Here is a 16,790-nt window from a genome sequence, read left to right on the forward strand (position 1 = left end):
ATGGCGCGCATCGAACTGGTGGACCTGGCCCACGCCTACAAACCGAACCCGGCGGCCCCCGCCGACTACGCGCTGCGGCCCATGAGCATGGAGTGGCGCGACGGCGGCGCCTACGCCTTGCTGGGGCCATCCGGCTGCGGCAAGACGACCTTGCTCAATATCATCTCCGGTCTCGTGAAACCGTCGCATGGCAAGGTGCTGTTCGACGGCAAGGACGTGACGCAGCTGCCCACGGAAGCACGCAATATCGCGCAAGTGTTCCAGTTTCCCGTCATCTACGACACCATGACCGTGCACGACAACCTGGCGTTTCCGCTGCGTAATCGCGGCTGGAAAGAGAGCGAGGTGAAAAAGCGCGTGCAGCAGGTGGCGCAGATGCTGGAGCTGACGGGCGACCTGAAATTGCGCGCCAGCGGCTTGTCCGTGGATGCCAAGCAAAAGATTTCGCTGGGAAGGGGGCTCGTGCGCCCCGACGTGGCGGCCGTGCTGTTCGACGAACCGCTGACGGTGATCGATCCGCATTTGAAATGGCTGTTGCGCAGAAAGTTGAAGGAAATCCACCACGAACTGAAATTGTCCTTGATCTACGTCACGCACGACCAGGTGGAAGCCTTGACCTTTGCCGACCAGGTGGTCGTCATGACGCAGGGCGAAGTGGTGCAGACGGGCAGCGCGCAAGCGCTGTTCGAGGAACCCGAGCACACGTTTGTCGGCTATTTCATCGGCAACCCGGGCATGAACTTGCTCGATTGCAGCCTGGACGATGGCGGCGTGCGCGTGGCGGGACAGCCGCTGGCAGCGTCCGCCGCCGCCCGCGCGGCGCTATCGGGCGCGCAAGGAAAAATCACGCTGGGCGTGCGGCCGGAATTCGTCGAATGCCTGCGGGCGGGCGAGGGCGGCGCGGGCAGCGATCATTGCCTGGACGCCACGGTGACGGCCGTGCGCAACATGGGCACGCATTACCTGGCGGAATTCCAGCTGGGCGGCGCGACGGTGGCGGCCAAGCTGCGCGCCATCGATGCCGTCGCGGGCGATGCCGTGCGGCTGCGTTTTCCGCCGCAACGCACCTTGTTCTATGTCAACGATAAGCGGGTGGCCTGATGATACATAACGGTAAAACCGATAACAACCGCCGCGCCTGGCTATTGATCGCGCCCGTGCTGCTGTGCGTGGCCTTTTCCGCCATCCTGCCCCTGATGACGGTGGTCAATTATTCCGTGCAGGATATTCTGAGCCCCACGCAAAAGGTCTTCGTGGGCACCGAATGGTTCCGCATGGTCATGCTCGACGGCGACCTGCACAGCGCCTTGCTGCGCCAGCTGCTGTTTTCCGGCTCCGTGCTGGCCATCCAGATTCCGCTCGGCATCCTGATCGCCCTGTGCATGCCGGCCGATGGCTGGAAGGCCTCGCTGGCGCTGGTGCTGATCGCGCTGCCCTTGCTCATTCCCTGGAACGTGGTGGGCACCATCTGGCAAATCTTTGGCCGCGGCGACATCGGCCTGATGGGCTATACCCTGAACCAGCTGGGTTTTGACTACAACTACAACGGCAATTCGCTCGACGCCTGGCTGACGGTGATGGTGATGGATATCTGGCACTGGACGCCCCTGGTCGTGCTGCTGTGCTATGCGGGCTTGCGCGCCATTCCCGACGCGTATTACCAGGCGGCGCGCATCGACGGCGCCTCGCGCCTGGCCGTGTTCCGCTACATCCAGCTGCCGAAACTGCGCAATGTGCTGATGATCGCCGTCTTGCTGCGCTTCATGGACAGCTTCATGATCTACACGGAACCGTTCGTGCTGACGGGCGGCGGACCGGGCAATGCCACCACCTTTTTGTCGCAATACCTGACGCAAAAGGCCGTGGGCCAGTTCGACCTGGGGCCGGCTTCCGCCTTCTCACTGATCTATTTCCTCATCATCCTGCTGTTCTGCTTTGTGCTGTACACGTGGATGCAGCGCGTCGGCACGGGAGACCAGAAATGATGCACAAGAAAATGAGCAGTGCCATCCTCGTGGTCTTCCTGTTGGGCTCGCTGTTGCCCATCTACTGGATGCTCAATATGTCGCTCAAGACCAACGAGGAAATCGTCGGCGTCTTGAGCCTGTGGCCCCGGCAATGGACGTTCGCCAACTACCACACGATTTTTACCGACCGTTCCTGGTACAGCGGCTACATCAATTCCATGATTTACGTGGCCTTGAACATGGTCATGTCGGTCACGGTCGCCTTGCCGGCCGCGTATGCGTTTTCCCGCTATAACTTTGTCGGCGATAAACACTTGTTCTTCTGGTTGTTGACCAATCGCATGACGCCGCCCGCCGTCTTCCTCGTGCCCTTCTTCCAGCTGTACTCGACGGTGGGCCTGATGGATACGCACCTGGCCGTGGCGCTGGCGCACATGGTCTTCAACGTGCCGCTGGCCGTGTGGATTTTGGAAGGATTCATGTCCGGCGTGCCGAAGGAAATCGACGAGACGGCGTACATCGACGGCTACAGCTTCCCGCGCTTCTTCCTCCGCATCTTCTTGCCGATGATCAAGTCGGGCGTGGGCGTGACGGCGTTCTTTTGCTTCATGTTCAGCTGGGTGGAACTGTTATTGGCGCGTACCTTGACCTCCGTCAATGCCAAGCCGATCGCCGCCACCATGACGCGCACCGTCTCGGCGGCCGGCATGGACTGGGGCGTGCTGGCCGCTGCCGGCGTGCTGACCATCGTGCCCGGCGCACTGGTGATCTGGTTCGTGCGCCATTACATAGCCAAGGGTTTTGCGATGGGGAGGGTGTGACATGGAAAATACAAGCGATAGCACGGCCAGCCTGTTCGGCTGGATGGCGTGGACGCCGGAAGTGGCCATCTTCTTTATCTGCATCGGCTTGATGCTGGCTGGCATGACGGTGTGGCAAATCCGCTCGCCCAGCATAGCACGCAAGGGCTTTTTGCCCATGCCGACGACGCGCGGCGACCGCCTGTTCATCGGCTTGCTCACGGCGGCCTACGTGAACCTGGCCTGGGCGGGATTCACGGAAATGCAGCAGGCGATAGGCGCCGCCATCAGTTTTGTCATTTTATTAGTGGTAATGCGTTGGGGATGACCGGCTTGCCGGTGTTGATGGAGGCCGTACCGCCAGCAGGCGGCCGGCAATAAAATAAAAGGAGATTCACGATGAAATTGAAGTTCACGGTCTTCGCGGCTGCGGCCATGCTCGTGTCGAACGCGGCCCTGGCCGACGCCAAGCAGGCGCAAACCTGGATCGACAAGGAATTCCAGCCATCCAGCCTGAGCAAGCAGCAACAGCTTGCTGAAATGAAATGGTTCATCGATGCGGCGGCCAAGCTGAAAGCCAAGGGCATCAAGGAAATTTCCGTGGTCTCGGAAACCATCGACACCCACGTCTACGAATCGAAGACCCTGGCCAAGGCTTTCGAGGAAATCACGGGCATCAAGGTGCGCCACGACATCATCCAGGAAGGCGACGTGGTGGAAAAGCTGCAAACGTCGATGCAGTCGGGCAAGAGCATCTATGACGGCTGGATTTCCGACTCCGACCTGATCGGCACCCATTACCGCTATGGCGCCGTGGAGCCGCTGTCCGACTACATGGCCGCCAAGGGCAAGGAATTCACGAATCCCGGTCTCGATCTGAAGGATTTCATCGGCATCAGCTTTACCACGGCGCCGGACGGCAAGGTGTACCAGTTGCCCGACCAGCAATTCGCCAACCTGTACTGGTTCCGCGCCGACTGGTTCGCGCGCAAGGATTTGCAAGCCAAGTTCAAGGCCAAGTATGGCTACGAGCTGGGCGTGCCGCAAAACTGGTCCGCGTATGAAGACATCGCCGATTTCTTCACGAATGACGTGAAGGAACTGGACGGCAAGAAAGTCTACGGCCACATGGATTACGGCAAGAAAGATCCGTCGCTGGGCTGGCGCTTCACCGATGCGTGGCTGTCGATGGCTGGCGCGGCCGACAAGGGCATTCCGAACGGCCTGCCCATCGACGAGTGGGGCATCAAGGTGGCGGCCGACAAGTGCACGCCCGTGGGCGCGTCGATGTCGCGCGGCGGCGCCACCAATTCGCCGGCGGCCGTGTTTGCGCTGACGAAATACATCGACTGGATGAAGAAATACGCCCCGCCGCAGGCGAACGGCATGAATTTCTCGGAATCGGGCCCCGTGCCGGCGCAGGGCGAAATCGCCCAGCAAATCTTCTGGTACACGGCATTTACCGCCGGCATGACGAAACCGGGCTTGCCAGTGGTGAATAAGGACGGCACGCCGAAATGGCGCATGGCGCCGTCGCCGCACGGCCCGTACTGGAAAGAGGGCATGCAGAACGGCTACCAGGATGTGGGTTCCTGGTTCCTGTTCAAGTCCACGCCCGATGACCGCAAGGCGGCAGCCTGGCTGTACGCCCAATTCGTTACGTCGAAAACCGTGTCGCTGAAGAAATCCATCGTCGGCCTGACCTTCATCCGCGATTCCGACATCCGCCACGATTATTTTACCAAGCACGCGAACGAATACGGCGGCTTGATCGAGTTCTACCGCAGCCCCGCCCGCGTGGCGTGGACGCCGACCGGCAACAACGTGCCCGACTATCCGAAGCTGGCCCAGCTGTGGTGGAAGAACGTGGCCACGGCCATCACGGCGGAAAAAACGCCGCAGGCCGCCATGGATAACCTGGCCGAGGAAATGGACCAGGTCATGGCGCGCCTGCAGCGGGCCGGCATGAAGGCGTGCGCGCCCAAGCTCAATCCGAAAGGCGACCCGAACCAGTACCTGTCGGACCAGCACGCGCCGTGGAAAAAGCTGGCCAATGAAAAGCCGAAGGGTGAAACGATTGCCTACGATAAATTATTGCAGGCTTGGAAAGAAGGCAAGGTAAGGTAGTCGTGTAAACTTCTGCCGCCGCTTTCCCGGGGCACGGGCCTTTGCCCGTGCCCCTTTCACTGTAAAGACGTAGTAGCGACCATGACCAAATACATACTTGCTTTAGACCAGGGCACCACCAGTTCGCGCGCCATCCTGTTCGACCATGCGGGCCGGCCGCACGCCAGCGCGCAGCGCGAATTTCGCCAGATTTTCCCCCAGCCGGGCTGGGTCGAGCATGACGCGAACGACATCTGGGCTTCGCAGGAAGGCGTGCTGCGGCAGGTGCTGCGCGACAGCGGCGTGGCGGCCTCCGACGTGGCCGCCATCGGCGTGACCAACCAGCGCGAAACGACGGTGCTGTGGGACCGCGCCACGGGCGAGCCCGTCGCCAACGCCATCGTCTGGCAAGACCGCCGCAATGCCGCGTTCTGCGAACAGCTGGTCGAGCAGGGCAAGGCGGACGTGATCCAGCGCAAGACGGGTCTCGTGCTCGATGCGTATTTTTCCGCAACTAAATTGAAATGGCTGCTCGACAACGTGGCCGGCGCCCGCGCGCGCGCCGAGCGGGGCGAGCTGGCCTTCGGCACCGTGGACAGCTGGCTGATCTACAAGATGAGCGGCGCCCACTTGACGGACACGAGCAACGCGGCGCGCACCATGCTGTTCAATATCCACACCCTGCAATGGGACACGGATCTGCTGGCGCTGCTCGATATTCCCGCCTCGCTGCTGCCCGACGTCGTGCCATCGAGCGGCGTGGCCGCGCACACCTACGTTGACTTGCTGGGCGTGGCCGTGCCGATCGCCGGCATCGCGGGCGACCAGCAGGCCGCCACGTTCGGCCAGGCCTGTTTGAAACCGGGCATGGCGAAGAATACCTACGGCACCGGCTGCTTCATGCTGATGAACGTGGGCAAGCGCCCCTTGCCCTCGAAAAACCGGCTGCTGACGACGGTGGGCTGGAGCCTGGGCCCTGATGCAAATCAAACCGATTATCTGCTCGAAGGCAGCGCCTTTATTGCGGGCGCGGCCGTGCAATGGATGCGCGACGGCATCGGCATCATCCGTGACTCGTCCGAAGTGGAAGCGCTGGCCACCAGCGTGCCCGATTCGGGCGGCCTCGTCTTCGTGCCCGCGTTCGCGGGGCTCGGCGCGCCGTACTGGGACCCGTATGCACGGGGCACCCTGATCGGCATCACGCGCGGCACGGGCAAGGCGCACATCGCGCGCGCGGCGCTCGAAGGCGTGGCGTACCAGAACGTCGACGTGCTGTCGGCCATGCAGGACGATGCGGGCATTGCGCTATCCGAGTTGCGCGTGGACGGCGGCGCGGCCCGCAACGACATGCTGATGCAGTTCCAGGCCGACATCCTCAATGTGCCCGTGGTGCGCCCCGTGGTGACGGAAACGACGGCCCTGGGCGCCGCCTACCTGGCGGGCCTGGCCGTCGGTTTCTGGGCCTCGCAGGACGAGATCGCCGCCCAGTGGCAGGTGGGACGCCGCTTCGAGCCAAAGATGGCGGCCGAGGAGCGCCTGAGCCGGCTGCACAAGTGGCAGCGGGCGGTGGAGCGGTCGCGCGACTGGAGCGAATAAAAGCGCGTGGTCAGGGCCGCATGAAATACACGGCATAGCCGACGGTTTCGCGCGGCACGGAATACAGGTCGCGCCACTCGACATACGGCGCGTGCACCTGGCCGCTGACGGCGATGCCGCTGCGCTCCAGTGCCAGCCGGAAGCGGGGCACGTGAAAATATTGCGTGGCCACCATGGCTGACTTCCAGCCGTGCGCGCGCATGAGAAGCGCTGCGTTGCGGGCCGTGGCGTCCGTGGTCCAGCCTTGATTATCCTCAACAATGGCGCGGGCCGGCACGCCGCGCGATTGCAGGTAGCGGCCCATAGCCGCGGCCTCGTCGAAACCTTCCTTGCCCGTCGCGCCGCTGACGAGGATGCGCGGCGCCCGGCCGGCCTGGAATTGCGCCAGCGCCACGTCGAGCCGCGCCTGCAGGCGGGGGCTGGGCGTGCCGTCGGGCATGATCGTGTTGCCGGGCACGACGATCACGTCGGCGGGCGCCAGCTTGTCGTTCAGGCCCGCCAGCACCAGGGCCGCGGTGGCCAGCAGGAAAACACCAGCAGTCGTCAAGCCCAGCACAGTTACTTTTCGCATCGTTCATCATCAAGTAGGGAATGGACGCATGATACCCGGCCATTCCCGCCGGCGTCAGTTCGCCTGCGCTTTTCTCGCGCGCTGGTTCGACAGATAAATATTATCCTTGTCCAGCGGCTTGCCTGCGCGCACGGCATCGAGCCAATCCTGCGTGCTGGCGACGGCGGCGAAATTCGAGTGGAACACGGTGCAAAAGACGCGGTGGATTTCCTCGGCGCTGGCCGTGCCGCCCGCATTGGCGTAGGGCAGGGTGCCCGTGGCGTCGTGCAGGAACTCGACTTGCAAGCCGTCGTGCGCGGCCTGGTAGATGGTGGCCGCGTCGCAGTTGTGCGTCATGTAACCCGTTACCGTCAATGTGTCGATGCCGTGGCGCTCCAGCCAGGCGCGCAAGTCCGTGCCCGCAAACGCGCTGCCCATGCTCTTGTTGATGCGGTGGTCGGCGGCAAAGGACGCCACTTGCGGATGCAGCTGCCAGCCGTCGCTGCCCTTGGCGAAGATGGGAGAAGCTTCCGGCGCATCGTGCTGGACGACGATGACGGGCACGCCGGCGGCGCGGGCGGCGGCCATGGCGGTGACGATGTTCGGCAGGGAAAGATCGACGGACGGGTATTCGATCGGCATGTCGCCCGTGAAGTATTCGTTTTGCACGTCGATGACGAGCAGGGCGCGGCGCGGTGCGGTAGTGGTGGACATGCTTGACTCCTGAATGGTTGAAAGAGGAAGGACTTCCCCGATACCGCCATTTTCAAGCGGCGCGCAGCAAACAAGAAGTGGCCCGAAGGCCCATATGCGATAAAATCGGGCCATGTCTATTCCATCTGCCGCTCCCCTGACCATCGCCGTGATCGCCTTCGACGGCATGACGCCATTTCACCTGTCCGTGCCTTGCCTCGTGTTTGGCGCCCAGACGGACGAGGCCGATCTGCCGTCTTTCCACGTGCGCGTGTGCGCCGCCGATCCCGCGCCCTTGCGCACGGCGGCCGGCTTCGGCATCACGCCCGAGTTCGGCCTGGAAGGACTGGACGGCGCCGACATCGTCATCATGCCTGCCTGGCACGACGATTGCCGCGACGCGGCGCCATCACTGGTCGCGGCGCTGCAGGCGGCCAGCGGGCGCGGCGCGCGCATGGTGGGCCTGTGCCTGGGCGCGTTTCCGCTGGCGCAGGCAGGCTTATTGGATGGCAAGAGCGCCGCCACGCACTGGGGCATGGCGGACCGGCTGGCGGCCCGCTATCCCAGGGTCAGGGTGGACCGGGAAGTGCTGTACGTGGACGATGGCGCCGTGCTGACGTCGGCCGGCGTGGCGGCCGGCCTCGATTGCTGTTTGTATCTGCTGCGCCAGCTGGCGGGCGCCGAGGTGGCCAACCGGGTGGCGCGCCGGCTGCTGGTGGCGCCGCACCGCCAGGGCGGGCAGGCGCAGTTCATCGCGCGCCCGCTACCCGTGTCCGGCAGCGAAGGGCGCTTTGCCGAGGTGCTCGCCTGCGTGACGGCCAGCCTGGGCCAGGTGCACAGTATCGATGCGCTGGCCGAACGGGCCGCCATGAGCCGGCGCAATTTCACGCGCCACTTCCGCCAGGCGACGGGCACGTCGTTCAAGCAATGGCTGCTGAACCAGCGTCTTGCGCATGCGCAAAGCCTGCTGGAAAAAAGCGCGGCCTCGATCGATGTCGTGGCGCAAGAAGCCGGTTTCGGCACGGCCCTGTCGCTGCGCCAGCATTTCCGGGCCAGCTTGCAGACGTCGCCGTCGGCCTACCGCAAGCTGTTCCGCGAGAAACAGGCGTGCGCGGCGCGCTGACATCAAGGCGCATGGCCTGCCGCCGCCACTTCCGCCGCTTCGAGCAGCCGGTAACTGCTGGCCCGTTCCGCCGAGTCGAGCGTAATCATCGTCAGCGGCGGCCCGCCAAACTGGCGGAAGCGTGATTTTGTCGCCGCGTAGGCGGGCACCAGGGTGATGAGATTGCGTACCAGCAATCCAACATGCCGCGCCGCATGCTCGATGACGACGATGCGCGCCGTTGGCGCACCCTGCGGGCCGAGCGCGAACAGCGGCAGCGTGCGTCCCTGCCAGGTGCAGCTGCCGCCGGGCGCGGCCATGCCGTCGGAAGCGGGCGCCTGCATGTCGGCAGGCAGGGGCAGGATGGTGACGATGGCGCTCATCGGCAAGGCCAGTTCCTCGCCCGCATCGCAGATGATGTAGGCGTCGCCGCTGCGCTCGTCGTGCGCCGGCGCCTGGTCGCCCGTAGCCTGCGACGCCTGCGGGCACAGGGCCAGCAAGGCCGCGTCGTCGAGCACCAGTTGCGGCGGGCCGGACGCCGCCGTGATCGTGGCCGCCACCAGCGCGTGAGCGCATGGCCCGTCGCTTCCGTGCAGGATGAGGCTGCTATCGGTATCGCGCACGGCCAGTGTCTTGTCGACCCGCAGCCCCAGGCAAAGGCCGTCGCGTTCCAGCACGGCCAGCAGGGGCGGCGGCGCGGACGGTGCCGGCACGGCGCCGTCGAGCACGGCGCCGTTGAGCACATAGACTTGCCGTCCGCGCCAGCGCGCCACCCCGGCCAGTTGTCCATTCCAGCCGAATGCCGTGTCCAGCGGCGGGCACGGCAGGACCTCGGCGACCAGCGTCGCGGGCAGCGCCAGCACGCGCCCCGCCAGCTCGAACAGCGCCAGCGGCACGCTGCCGCCCGCTTGCGCATCGCGCGGGCGCGCGTCGAGCCCCGTTTGCATGCCCGCCGTCCGGCTCCAGGCTTGCGCCCGCAGCATCAGGCGCTGCGGTTCCAGCAGGTTCAGCAGCTCATCGCCGCCGGCGTGACGCGCGACGTGGCGGAAGAAACGGTCAGGCTCGTCATCGTGGCACACTTGCTCGATATGGTCAGGATGGATTTTCCGTACGCTGCAGATGGCGTCGACCGCCAGGCCGGCCAGGCGGCCCTCCGCCGCCAGCAGCAGCACGTAGGCACAGGGGGCGTCGGCCGGCATGTTGAGCCAGCCGCGCAAGTCGATCAGGGGTATCACCTGGCCCAGGTGCGAAAACACGCCTGCCAGGGCGCCTGTTGCGCCCGGCATGGGCAGCACGCCGGCCGGTAGCGGCAGCGCCTGGCGCACATGCAATGACGCGATGCCCACCTGCAGCAGGCCGATGCGCACCTGCACGTAGTCCTGCGCCGCCGGTGCCGGGGCAGACATGCTCAGTGCCCTGCGGCGGCGGTTGCCTGCAGGTCCGTCAGCAGTTGCGCCACATGCCTGCTGGAGTCGACCTGGGCGGCCGTGGCCTGGTCGATCTGGCCTATCGATTGTGTTGTGTTATGCACGGAGTCGCGGATCTGTTCGAAGGACAGGCGCACCTGTTCCGACAGGGTGCCGCTTTGATCGACGCGGCCGATGGTGGCGTCGATCAGGCGCGCGATGTTGCGCGCCGCATCGCCGGATTTTTCGGCCAGTTTGCGCACTTCATCGGCCACGATGGCGAAACCGCGGCCATGTTCGCCGGCGCGGGCCGCCTCGACGGCCGCATTGAAGGCCAGCAGGTTGGTCTGGATCGCAATATCGCTGATGGTGCTGACGATTTCCTGCACGTCCTGCGACGATTTCTGGATTTCCAGGATGGAGTCGATCGACTGACCGAGCAGTACGCGCCCCTGCCGGGCATGCTGTTCCGTTTGCTGTGCGATGGTGTTCGCATGCGCGGCGCCCTGGCCGATGCTGTCGATGGCGCCGGCCAGCTCCTGCATGACGTCGCCGATGCCGGCGACGCGGCTGCTGACGGTCTGTTCGCGCTCGACCTGCTGCGTGATGTCCATGGCGAATTTGACAACCTTGAAGGCGCGGCCGTTGGTGTCGAGGATGGGATTGTAGGTGGCTTGCAGCCAGATGGCGGCGCCATGCTTGGCGAAGCGGTGGAAGCGGGCGCTCTTGAACTTCCCTTCGCCCAGGTCGGCCCAGAAGTTGCGGTAGCCTTCGCTCTGCACCAGGGCGTCGTCGCAAAACATGCTGTGGTGCTGGCCCTGCACTTCTTCCAGCGTGTAGCCGACGGCACGCAGGAAATTGCTGTTGGCCGTCAGGATAGTGCCCCGCATGTCGAATTCGATCACCGCCTGCGAACGGGCGATGGCATCGATCTTGCCGGCCGTTTCGGAGCTGAGGCGCTTGGCGGCCGTGATGTCGGTGGCAAACTTGATCACTTTCAGCGGCCGGCCATCGACATCCAGGATGGGGTTGTAGGACGCCTGTATCCACACTTCGCGGCCCAGTTTGTCCAGCCGGCGGAATTCGCCGGACTGGAATTGCCCGCGCTCCAGGCCTTCCCATAACTGCCGGTAGCTGCTCGCCCGCACATCTTCCTCGGTGCAGAACATGCGGTGGTGCCGGCCGAGCAATTCCTGTTCCTGGTAGCCGAAGGTGCGCAGAAAGTTGTCATTGGCGCGCAGCACGCGGCCCTGCAAATCGAATTCGATCACGGCCTGTACCCGTTCGATGGCCTGGATCTTGCCGGAAAAGTCCTGGCGCGCGTGCATAGTGGCCGTGATGTCGTCGATGAGCGCGATGACATGGTCGGGCTGTCCGCCATCGTGCGACAGCGGCACATAGCGGGCCTGTATCCACACTTCCCGTCCTTGCTTGTCCACGCGGCGAAATTCGCCCGCCTGCGACTGGCCCTCGGCCAGCAGGCTCCAGAATTGCCGTTCTTCCTGCTGCCGTTCGCGCGTGGCCAAGCATAGCAATTGATGTGGCTGGCCCAGCAATTCGTCGCGCTGGTAGCCGAACAGGTCCAGCGCGAACGCGTTGGCGTCGCTCACGCAGCCGCGCAGGTCGAATTGCATCAGCCCTTGCAGCTTGCCCAGTGCTGCAAGCAGGCCCATGCCATCCATGCCTTGCCGTGCGATGCCAGCGTCCATGATCGGGTGGTTCATTGCATTCTCCAATGTTCTCGGACCGGCGCGCGCCGGCACAACGGTACTTGACGGTGTGAGCCACGTGTCGGTCAGGCAGGCGAGCGATGTCGCTGGATGGCGGATGCGGCTTGGGCATCCGCGGAAACAAATAATTTAAATATGCCTAATTAAACAAATATTCAATGAATTAGTCAAATGATATTTGAGATTTTCCAAGCAAGATGCCCGGTTTTCTTGTTCTTTCAGAGCGAATGAGGGAGATGTGTTTCTTTGTGGATACAAGTGTACCGGCAATGCAAAAAATAAATATGTCACATATATCAAATAAATTGCGCTACTCTTGGCATGCCGGGGCGCGGCTGCCGTGCGGGAGCTTTGCGCTGACGGCGATTTGCCGCCCGATGAAGGCGGTGGCATCGAAGGCATGGCGTTCCTGAAACGACACGGTCTCCGCGCTCATCAGTTCGGCATACGTCTGCATCAGGGTCGAGGCGGCAACGTGCTTGCCTTGCTCCAGGTAGGTGGCGATGGCGGCCAGCAGCACGGGGTAGTCCGCATTGTCCTTGCTGCCCCCAAAGTTCAGCGATAATTGCCCGCTGGCACGCCAGATGGGGTCGAGTTCCCCCTCCGGCACCGGCTGCATGCGCAGCCATTGCAGGGCCTTCAGTGGCGGGCCGCCGAACGACGGTGGCGATATGATGGCCTGGATGGCCACCCTGGCGGCTTCCCCGATTCTTCCCGCGCGCACGTACTGGCCATGCAGCAGCACCAGCGCGTCCGTGTATTCGGGCACGATGGCCAGTGCTGCTTCCAGCAGGGCGATGGCCGCGTCCGGCTTGCGCTGCGCAATCCATTCCCTCGCTTCCAGATAGGCGGCGCGCGGCGAGGCGGGGTCGTCGGCCAGCGATGGTGTGGCGACGTACTCGTCTTCCGCAGCGGCATGGGCTTGCAGAAACGCCGCCAGGCTGGAAAAGTGCGGCTGGATGCGCCACTCGTCGTGCCAGGTCTCGACGACGATGGGTTCGTCCGCTTCGCGGCCGATGGGCCAGTACAGGCCGAAGGTGTCGCCATTGCCCAGCGCCCCTTCGGCGAACGGGGTGAAGCCGAGCGGTGGATACGCTGTCGTGTGTTGCCAGTCTTGATCCGCCGAAATGCGGGCGACGCTTGCGGGTAGTTGCATGGGGGGGCACCGGAGTATAAAACGCCAGTGTAGAGCAAGGGGACGCGGCGGGCGCGCCCCCATGGCTTGCCTGCGCGACCTACTTGCGCGGCTCGTGGATGCGGAATTTCTTCACGACACCCGCCTGGTCGAACATGACGGCCACTTCGCGCGTGCCTTTTTCGCCCAGCAGGGGGATCAGCCGCGTCACCTTGGGCGCTTGCAGCTGGTTCTTGTAGACCCAGACTTCATAGCCGGGATCGAAGCTGACGACGGTGGCGTTGCCCAGGGCCGCGTCGAGGTCGAGGCGGGTGGTCTTGCCCACCTTGATGTTCTGATAGATGGCGCCGTTGTCGGGCGCGCGGTTGACCTTGTACTCACTGGCGGTGCACATGGCCACGGCCAGGCCCGCGAGGCAGGAAGCTGTCAGTTTGATCAATGTGTTCATAGGGACTCCCGGTGTGCATCACTGCTTCCAATCTCAGAGGGGACGGGCGTGATGTCAGGACTGGAGTGTGCTTGCGAACCAGGCAATGTGCTACCGGATTATACAAAGTCTCATATTTCGATGCTGCCAGTACCGGCTGGCGGTACTTTTAGCGGTTCTGCAGCACGTCGGTCGAGAGCGCCAGGGTTTCCTTGATTTCTTCCATCACCACATAGCTTTTCGACTGGGCCGCGCCGGGCAGCTGCAGCAGCATGTCACCCAGCAGCTTGCGGTATTCGGCCATCTCATGGATGCGCGCCTTGATCAGGTAATCGAAGTCGCCCGACACCAGGTGGCATTCCTGCACTTCGGGAATTTGCAACACTTCGCGGCGGAATTGCTCAAAGGCTGACGCGGATTTCTGATTCAGCGTAATCTCTACAAAGACGAGCAGCTTGGCGCCCAGCGCGGCCGGGTTCACCTTGGCGTGGTAGCCCGTGATGACGCCGTCGCGCTCCATGCGCTTGACACGCTCGATGCAGGGCGTGATGGACAGGCCCACCTGTTCGCCCAGGTCTTTCATCGAGATGCGGCCATCCTGTTGCAGGATGCGCAGGATGTGACGGTCCAGCTTATCCAGTCCGCGTGCCGATTCTTTAAGTATTCTCATGATTTATTGCTGAAATTCTCGATTTATACGTGAACAAATACTGGGTCATTCCCAATATCATAGCGGTAAATCTGGCAATAGCCTAAAAAATATAATGAGGAAACTATGCGTATCGTGATTCTGGGTAGCGGCGTTATCGGCGTCACCAGTGCTTACTATCTGGCCAAGGCAGGACATGAAGTGACCGTCATCGACCGCCAGCCCGGCCCGGCACTGGAAACCAGCTTCGCCAATGCGGGGCAGATCTCGCCCGGCTACGCTTCGCCGTGGGCGGCGCCCGGCATTCCCCTGAAAGCCGTGAAGTGGATGATGCAGCGTCACGCGCCGCTGGCCATCTCGCTCGACGGCAGCGCCGCCCAGCTCAAATGGATGTGGCAGATGTTGCGTAATTGCACACCGGAAGCCTACGCCGTGAACAAGGAGCGCATGGTGCGCCTGGCCGAATACAGCCGCGACTGCTTCAAGGTCTTGCGCGCCGAGGCGGGCATCACCTATGAAGGCCGCCAGCAAGGCACGATGCAATTGTTCCGCACCGAAAAGCAATACAACGACGCCGCCAAGGATATCGAAGTGCTCAAGGATGCCGGCGTGCCGTACGAAGTGCTGCAGCGCGATGAGCTGTCGCGCGCCGAGCCGGCCCTGGAAGCCGTCAAGGACAAGCTGTTCGGCGGCCTGCGCCTGCCCAACGATGAAACGGGCGATTGCCAGCTGTTTACCACGCGCCTGTCCGAAATGGCCGTGGCGCTGGGCGTGAAGTTCCGCTATGGCGTGGCGATCGATGCCTTGCTGACGCAGGGCGATGAAATTGCCGGCGTGCAATGCGGCGCGGAAATCGTCAAGGCCGATTCCTATGTCGTGGCGCTCGGTTCCTACTCGACGGGCTTCATGAAGCCGCTGCTCGACATCCCCGTGTATCCATTGAAGGGCTATTCGATCACCGTGCCCATCGTCAACGCGGCCAAGGCGCCCGTGTCGACCATCCTCGATGAAACCTACAAGATCGCCGTGACCCGTTTCGACGACCGCATCCGCGTGGGCGGCATGGCGGAAATCGCCGGCTACAACCTGAACCTGAACCCGCGCCGCCGCGAAACGCTGGAAATGGTCGTCAACGACCTGTTCCCCGGCGGCGGCAACACGGCCGAAGCGACGTTCTGGACGGGCTTGCGCCCGATGACGCCGGACGGCACGCCGATCGTCGGCCGCACGCCGCTGCGCAACCTGTTCCTCAACACGGGCCATGGCACCCTGGGCTGGACCATGTCCTGCGGATCGGCGCAATTGCTGGCCGACCTGATGTCGTCGAAAAAGCCGGCCATCCTGGCCGACGACCTGTCCGTCAGCCGCTACAGCGGCGCGCAGCGCGGCGGCAAACTGCAATACGCGGGAGCCTGAGATGGCGGGAAGCATGCCTCCAAAGGAACGTAGCGGCGCCATCCTGACGGTGGACCTCGATGCCGTGCGCGCCAACTACCGCCTGTTGCGCGACAAGGCGCACCCGGCCGCCTGTTCCGCCGTCGTCAAGTCCGACGCGTATGGCCTGGGCGCCGCGCAAGTGGGCGCGGCCCTGTATGAAGAGGGTTGCCGCCATTTCTTCGTGGCCCACCTGGAAGAGGGCATCAGCCTGCGCCCGCACGTGGCGCCGGACGCGGCCATCTTCGTGCTGCACGGCCCGCCCGTCGATACGGAAGGCGAATTCACGGCCCACGGCCTGACGCCCGTGCTCAACAGCGAGCCGCAGGTGGCAGGCTGGCGCCGGCACGCCAAGGCGCTGGGCACCACGCTGGACGCCATCGTGCAGGTGGACACGGGCATGTCGCGCATGGGCTTGTCGCCGCAGGAAATCGACGCCTGGCTGCAAGACCCGCACTTTCTTGACGGCATCAAGGTGCGCTACATCATGAGCCACCTGGCTTGCGCCGACGAGCGCGCCAACCCGATGAATGGCGAGCAGCTGGCCCGTTTCACCGCCATCCGCGCCCGTTTGCCGCAATACCGCGCCAGCCTGGCCAATTCCTCGGGCATCTTTTTGTCGCCCGATTACCATTTCGACCTGGTGCGCCCCGGCGCGGCCCTGTACGGCATCGGGCCGCAGGGCGGCGAGCCGAATCCGCTGCGCTCCGTGGTGCGGCTGCAGGGCAAGGTCTTGCAGACGCGCACGATTGTCGCCGGCGACCATGTGGGCTACAGCCGCCGCTACACGGCCAGCGAACCGCGCCAGGTGGCCACGGTTTCCGTCGGCTATGCCGATGGCTGGCTGCGCAGCATGAGCAACCAGGGCCTGGCCATCGTCGACGGCGTCAAAGTGCCGCAGATCGGCGCCATCTCGATGGATTCCATCACCCTGGACGTGAGCGCCATCGCGCAGGAACGCGTCGCGCCGGGCAGCCTGGTCGACCTGATCTGCGCCGAACACCCGGTCGACGCCGTGGCGGCCATGGCCAATACCATCGGCTATGAGGTGCTGACCAACCTGGGCGGGCGCTATTACCGCGAGTATCAAGGCCTGGCGCAGTCGGCACGCTAGCGCGCGAAACCGATGATTGTGTGGCAAGATAGCCCCGGAGTGAACTTCACTCCAGGGCTATTTTTTTACCATCATCGGGGA

Annotated in this window: 16 protein-coding genes; 9 read left to right on the forward strand and 7 right to left on the reverse strand. The window is 63.8% G+C overall.

Translation table 11 applies throughout. The features are described from left to right. The 6 genes from BXA07_RS06625 to glpK all read left to right on the forward strand — a co-directional run bounded on the left by BXA07_RS06625 (position 1) and on the right by glpK (position 6,469). Positions 1-1,101 (forward strand): ABC transporter ATP-binding protein, encoded by a 1,101-nt coding sequence (locus BXA07_RS06625; protein WP_076566737.1) that lies wholly within the window; start codon positions 1-3, stop codon positions 1,099-1,101. Then, positions 1,101-1,985 carry a carbohydrate ABC transporter permease gene (locus BXA07_RS06630; protein WP_076566738.1) on the forward strand — a complete coding sequence of 295 codons (885 nt, stop codon included), beginning with the start codon at positions 1,101-1,103 and terminating at the stop codon, positions 1,983-1,985. The genes BXA07_RS06625 and BXA07_RS06630 overlap by 1 nt, the downstream gene beginning before the upstream one ends. Then, entirely contained in the window at positions 1,982-2,788 is an 807-nt protein-coding gene (locus BXA07_RS06635; RefSeq protein ID WP_076566740.1) for a carbohydrate ABC transporter permease, read from the forward strand. Before BXA07_RS06630 ends, BXA07_RS06635 begins: the two co-directional genes overlap by 4 nt. A gap of 1 nt (position 2,789) precedes the next feature. Beyond that, positions 2,790-3,095, forward strand: a complete 306-nt coding sequence (locus BXA07_RS06640; RefSeq protein ID WP_244556207.1) for a DUF2160 domain-containing protein — start codon at positions 2,790-2,792, stop codon at positions 3,093-3,095. A gap of 71 nt (positions 3,096-3,166) precedes the next feature. Continuing rightward, the gene (locus BXA07_RS06645) at positions 3,167-4,894 is read left to right on the forward strand and encodes an ABC transporter substrate-binding protein (RefSeq protein ID WP_076566741.1); all 1,728 of its coding nucleotides are present in this window, start codon (positions 3,167-3,169) and stop codon (positions 4,892-4,894) included. An 81-nt stretch (positions 4,895-4,975) separates the two neighbouring features. Then, complete coding sequence (gene glpK / locus BXA07_RS06650) at positions 4,976-6,469, forward strand: glycerol kinase GlpK (protein ID WP_076566743.1); 1,494 nt, start codon at positions 4,976-4,978, stop codon at positions 6,467-6,469. 10 nt (positions 6,470-6,479) lie between these two features. Here the strand turns inward: glpK and BXA07_RS06655 are convergent, their stop codons facing one another. After that, positions 6,480-7,040 carry a YdcF family protein gene (locus BXA07_RS06655; RefSeq protein WP_076566744.1) on the reverse strand — a complete coding sequence of 187 codons (561 nt, stop codon included), beginning with the start codon at positions 7,038-7,040 and terminating at the stop codon, positions 6,480-6,482. 54 nt (positions 7,041-7,094) lie between these two features. Beyond that, positions 7,095-7,733 carry a cysteine hydrolase family protein gene (locus tag BXA07_RS06660; RefSeq protein WP_076566746.1) on the reverse strand — a complete coding sequence of 213 codons (639 nt, stop codon included), beginning with the start codon at positions 7,731-7,733 and terminating at the stop codon, positions 7,095-7,097. A gap of 112 nt (positions 7,734-7,845) precedes the next feature. Between BXA07_RS06660 and BXA07_RS06665 the strand changes: the two genes are divergently transcribed. After that, positions 7,846-8,835: a GlxA family transcriptional regulator gene (locus BXA07_RS06665; RefSeq protein WP_076566747.1), complete on the forward strand. Its 990-nt coding sequence runs from the start codon at positions 7,846-7,848 to the stop codon at positions 8,833-8,835. A 2-nt stretch (positions 8,836-8,837) separates the two neighbouring features. Here BXA07_RS06665 and BXA07_RS06670 read toward each other — a convergent pair whose 3' ends face one another. From BXA07_RS06670 to BXA07_RS06690, 5 genes are all read right to left on the reverse strand, one after another. Further along, positions 8,838-10,220 carry a chemotaxis protein CheW gene (locus BXA07_RS06670; RefSeq protein WP_076566749.1) on the reverse strand — a complete coding sequence of 461 codons (1,383 nt, stop codon included), beginning with the start codon at positions 10,218-10,220 and terminating at the stop codon, positions 8,838-8,840. 2 nt (positions 10,221-10,222) lie between these two features. Next, entirely contained in the window at positions 10,223-11,944 is a 1,722-nt protein-coding gene (locus BXA07_RS06675; protein ID WP_076566751.1) for a methyl-accepting chemotaxis protein, read from the reverse strand. A gap of 316 nt (positions 11,945-12,260) precedes the next feature. Then, positions 12,261-13,106: a tetratricopeptide repeat protein gene (locus BXA07_RS06680; protein ID WP_076566753.1), complete on the reverse strand. Its 846-nt coding sequence runs from the start codon at positions 13,104-13,106 to the stop codon at positions 12,261-12,263. 79 nt (positions 13,107-13,185) lie between these two features. Next, a complete protein-coding gene (locus tag BXA07_RS06685) occupies positions 13,186-13,533 on the reverse strand; it encodes a hypothetical protein (protein WP_076566756.1) in 348 nt (115 codons plus the stop codon). A 148-nt stretch (positions 13,534-13,681) separates the two neighbouring features. After that, positions 13,682-14,182, reverse strand: a complete 501-nt coding sequence (locus tag BXA07_RS06690; RefSeq protein ID WP_070222192.1) for an Lrp/AsnC ligand binding domain-containing protein — start codon at positions 14,180-14,182, stop codon at positions 13,682-13,684. A 105-nt stretch (positions 14,183-14,287) separates the two neighbouring features. On the opposite strand from BXA07_RS06690, the gene BXA07_RS06695 reads away from it, so the two are divergent. Both BXA07_RS06695 and alr read left to right on the forward strand, forming a co-directional pair. Next, complete coding sequence (locus BXA07_RS06695; RefSeq protein WP_076566758.1) at positions 14,288-15,577, forward strand: D-amino acid dehydrogenase; 1,290 nt, start codon at positions 14,288-14,290, stop codon at positions 15,575-15,577. A gap of 13 nt (positions 15,578-15,590) precedes the next feature. Continuing rightward, a complete protein-coding gene (gene alr / locus BXA07_RS06700) occupies positions 15,591-16,709 on the forward strand; it encodes an alanine racemase (protein WP_244556208.1) in 1,119 nt (372 codons plus the stop codon). Positions 16,710-16,790: the final 81 nt, after the last annotated feature.

This window comes from Janthinobacterium sp. TND4EL3, assembly GCF_900156175.1.
Taxonomy (GTDB): domain Bacteria; phylum Pseudomonadota; class Gammaproteobacteria; order Burkholderiales; family Burkholderiaceae_D; genus Janthinobacterium.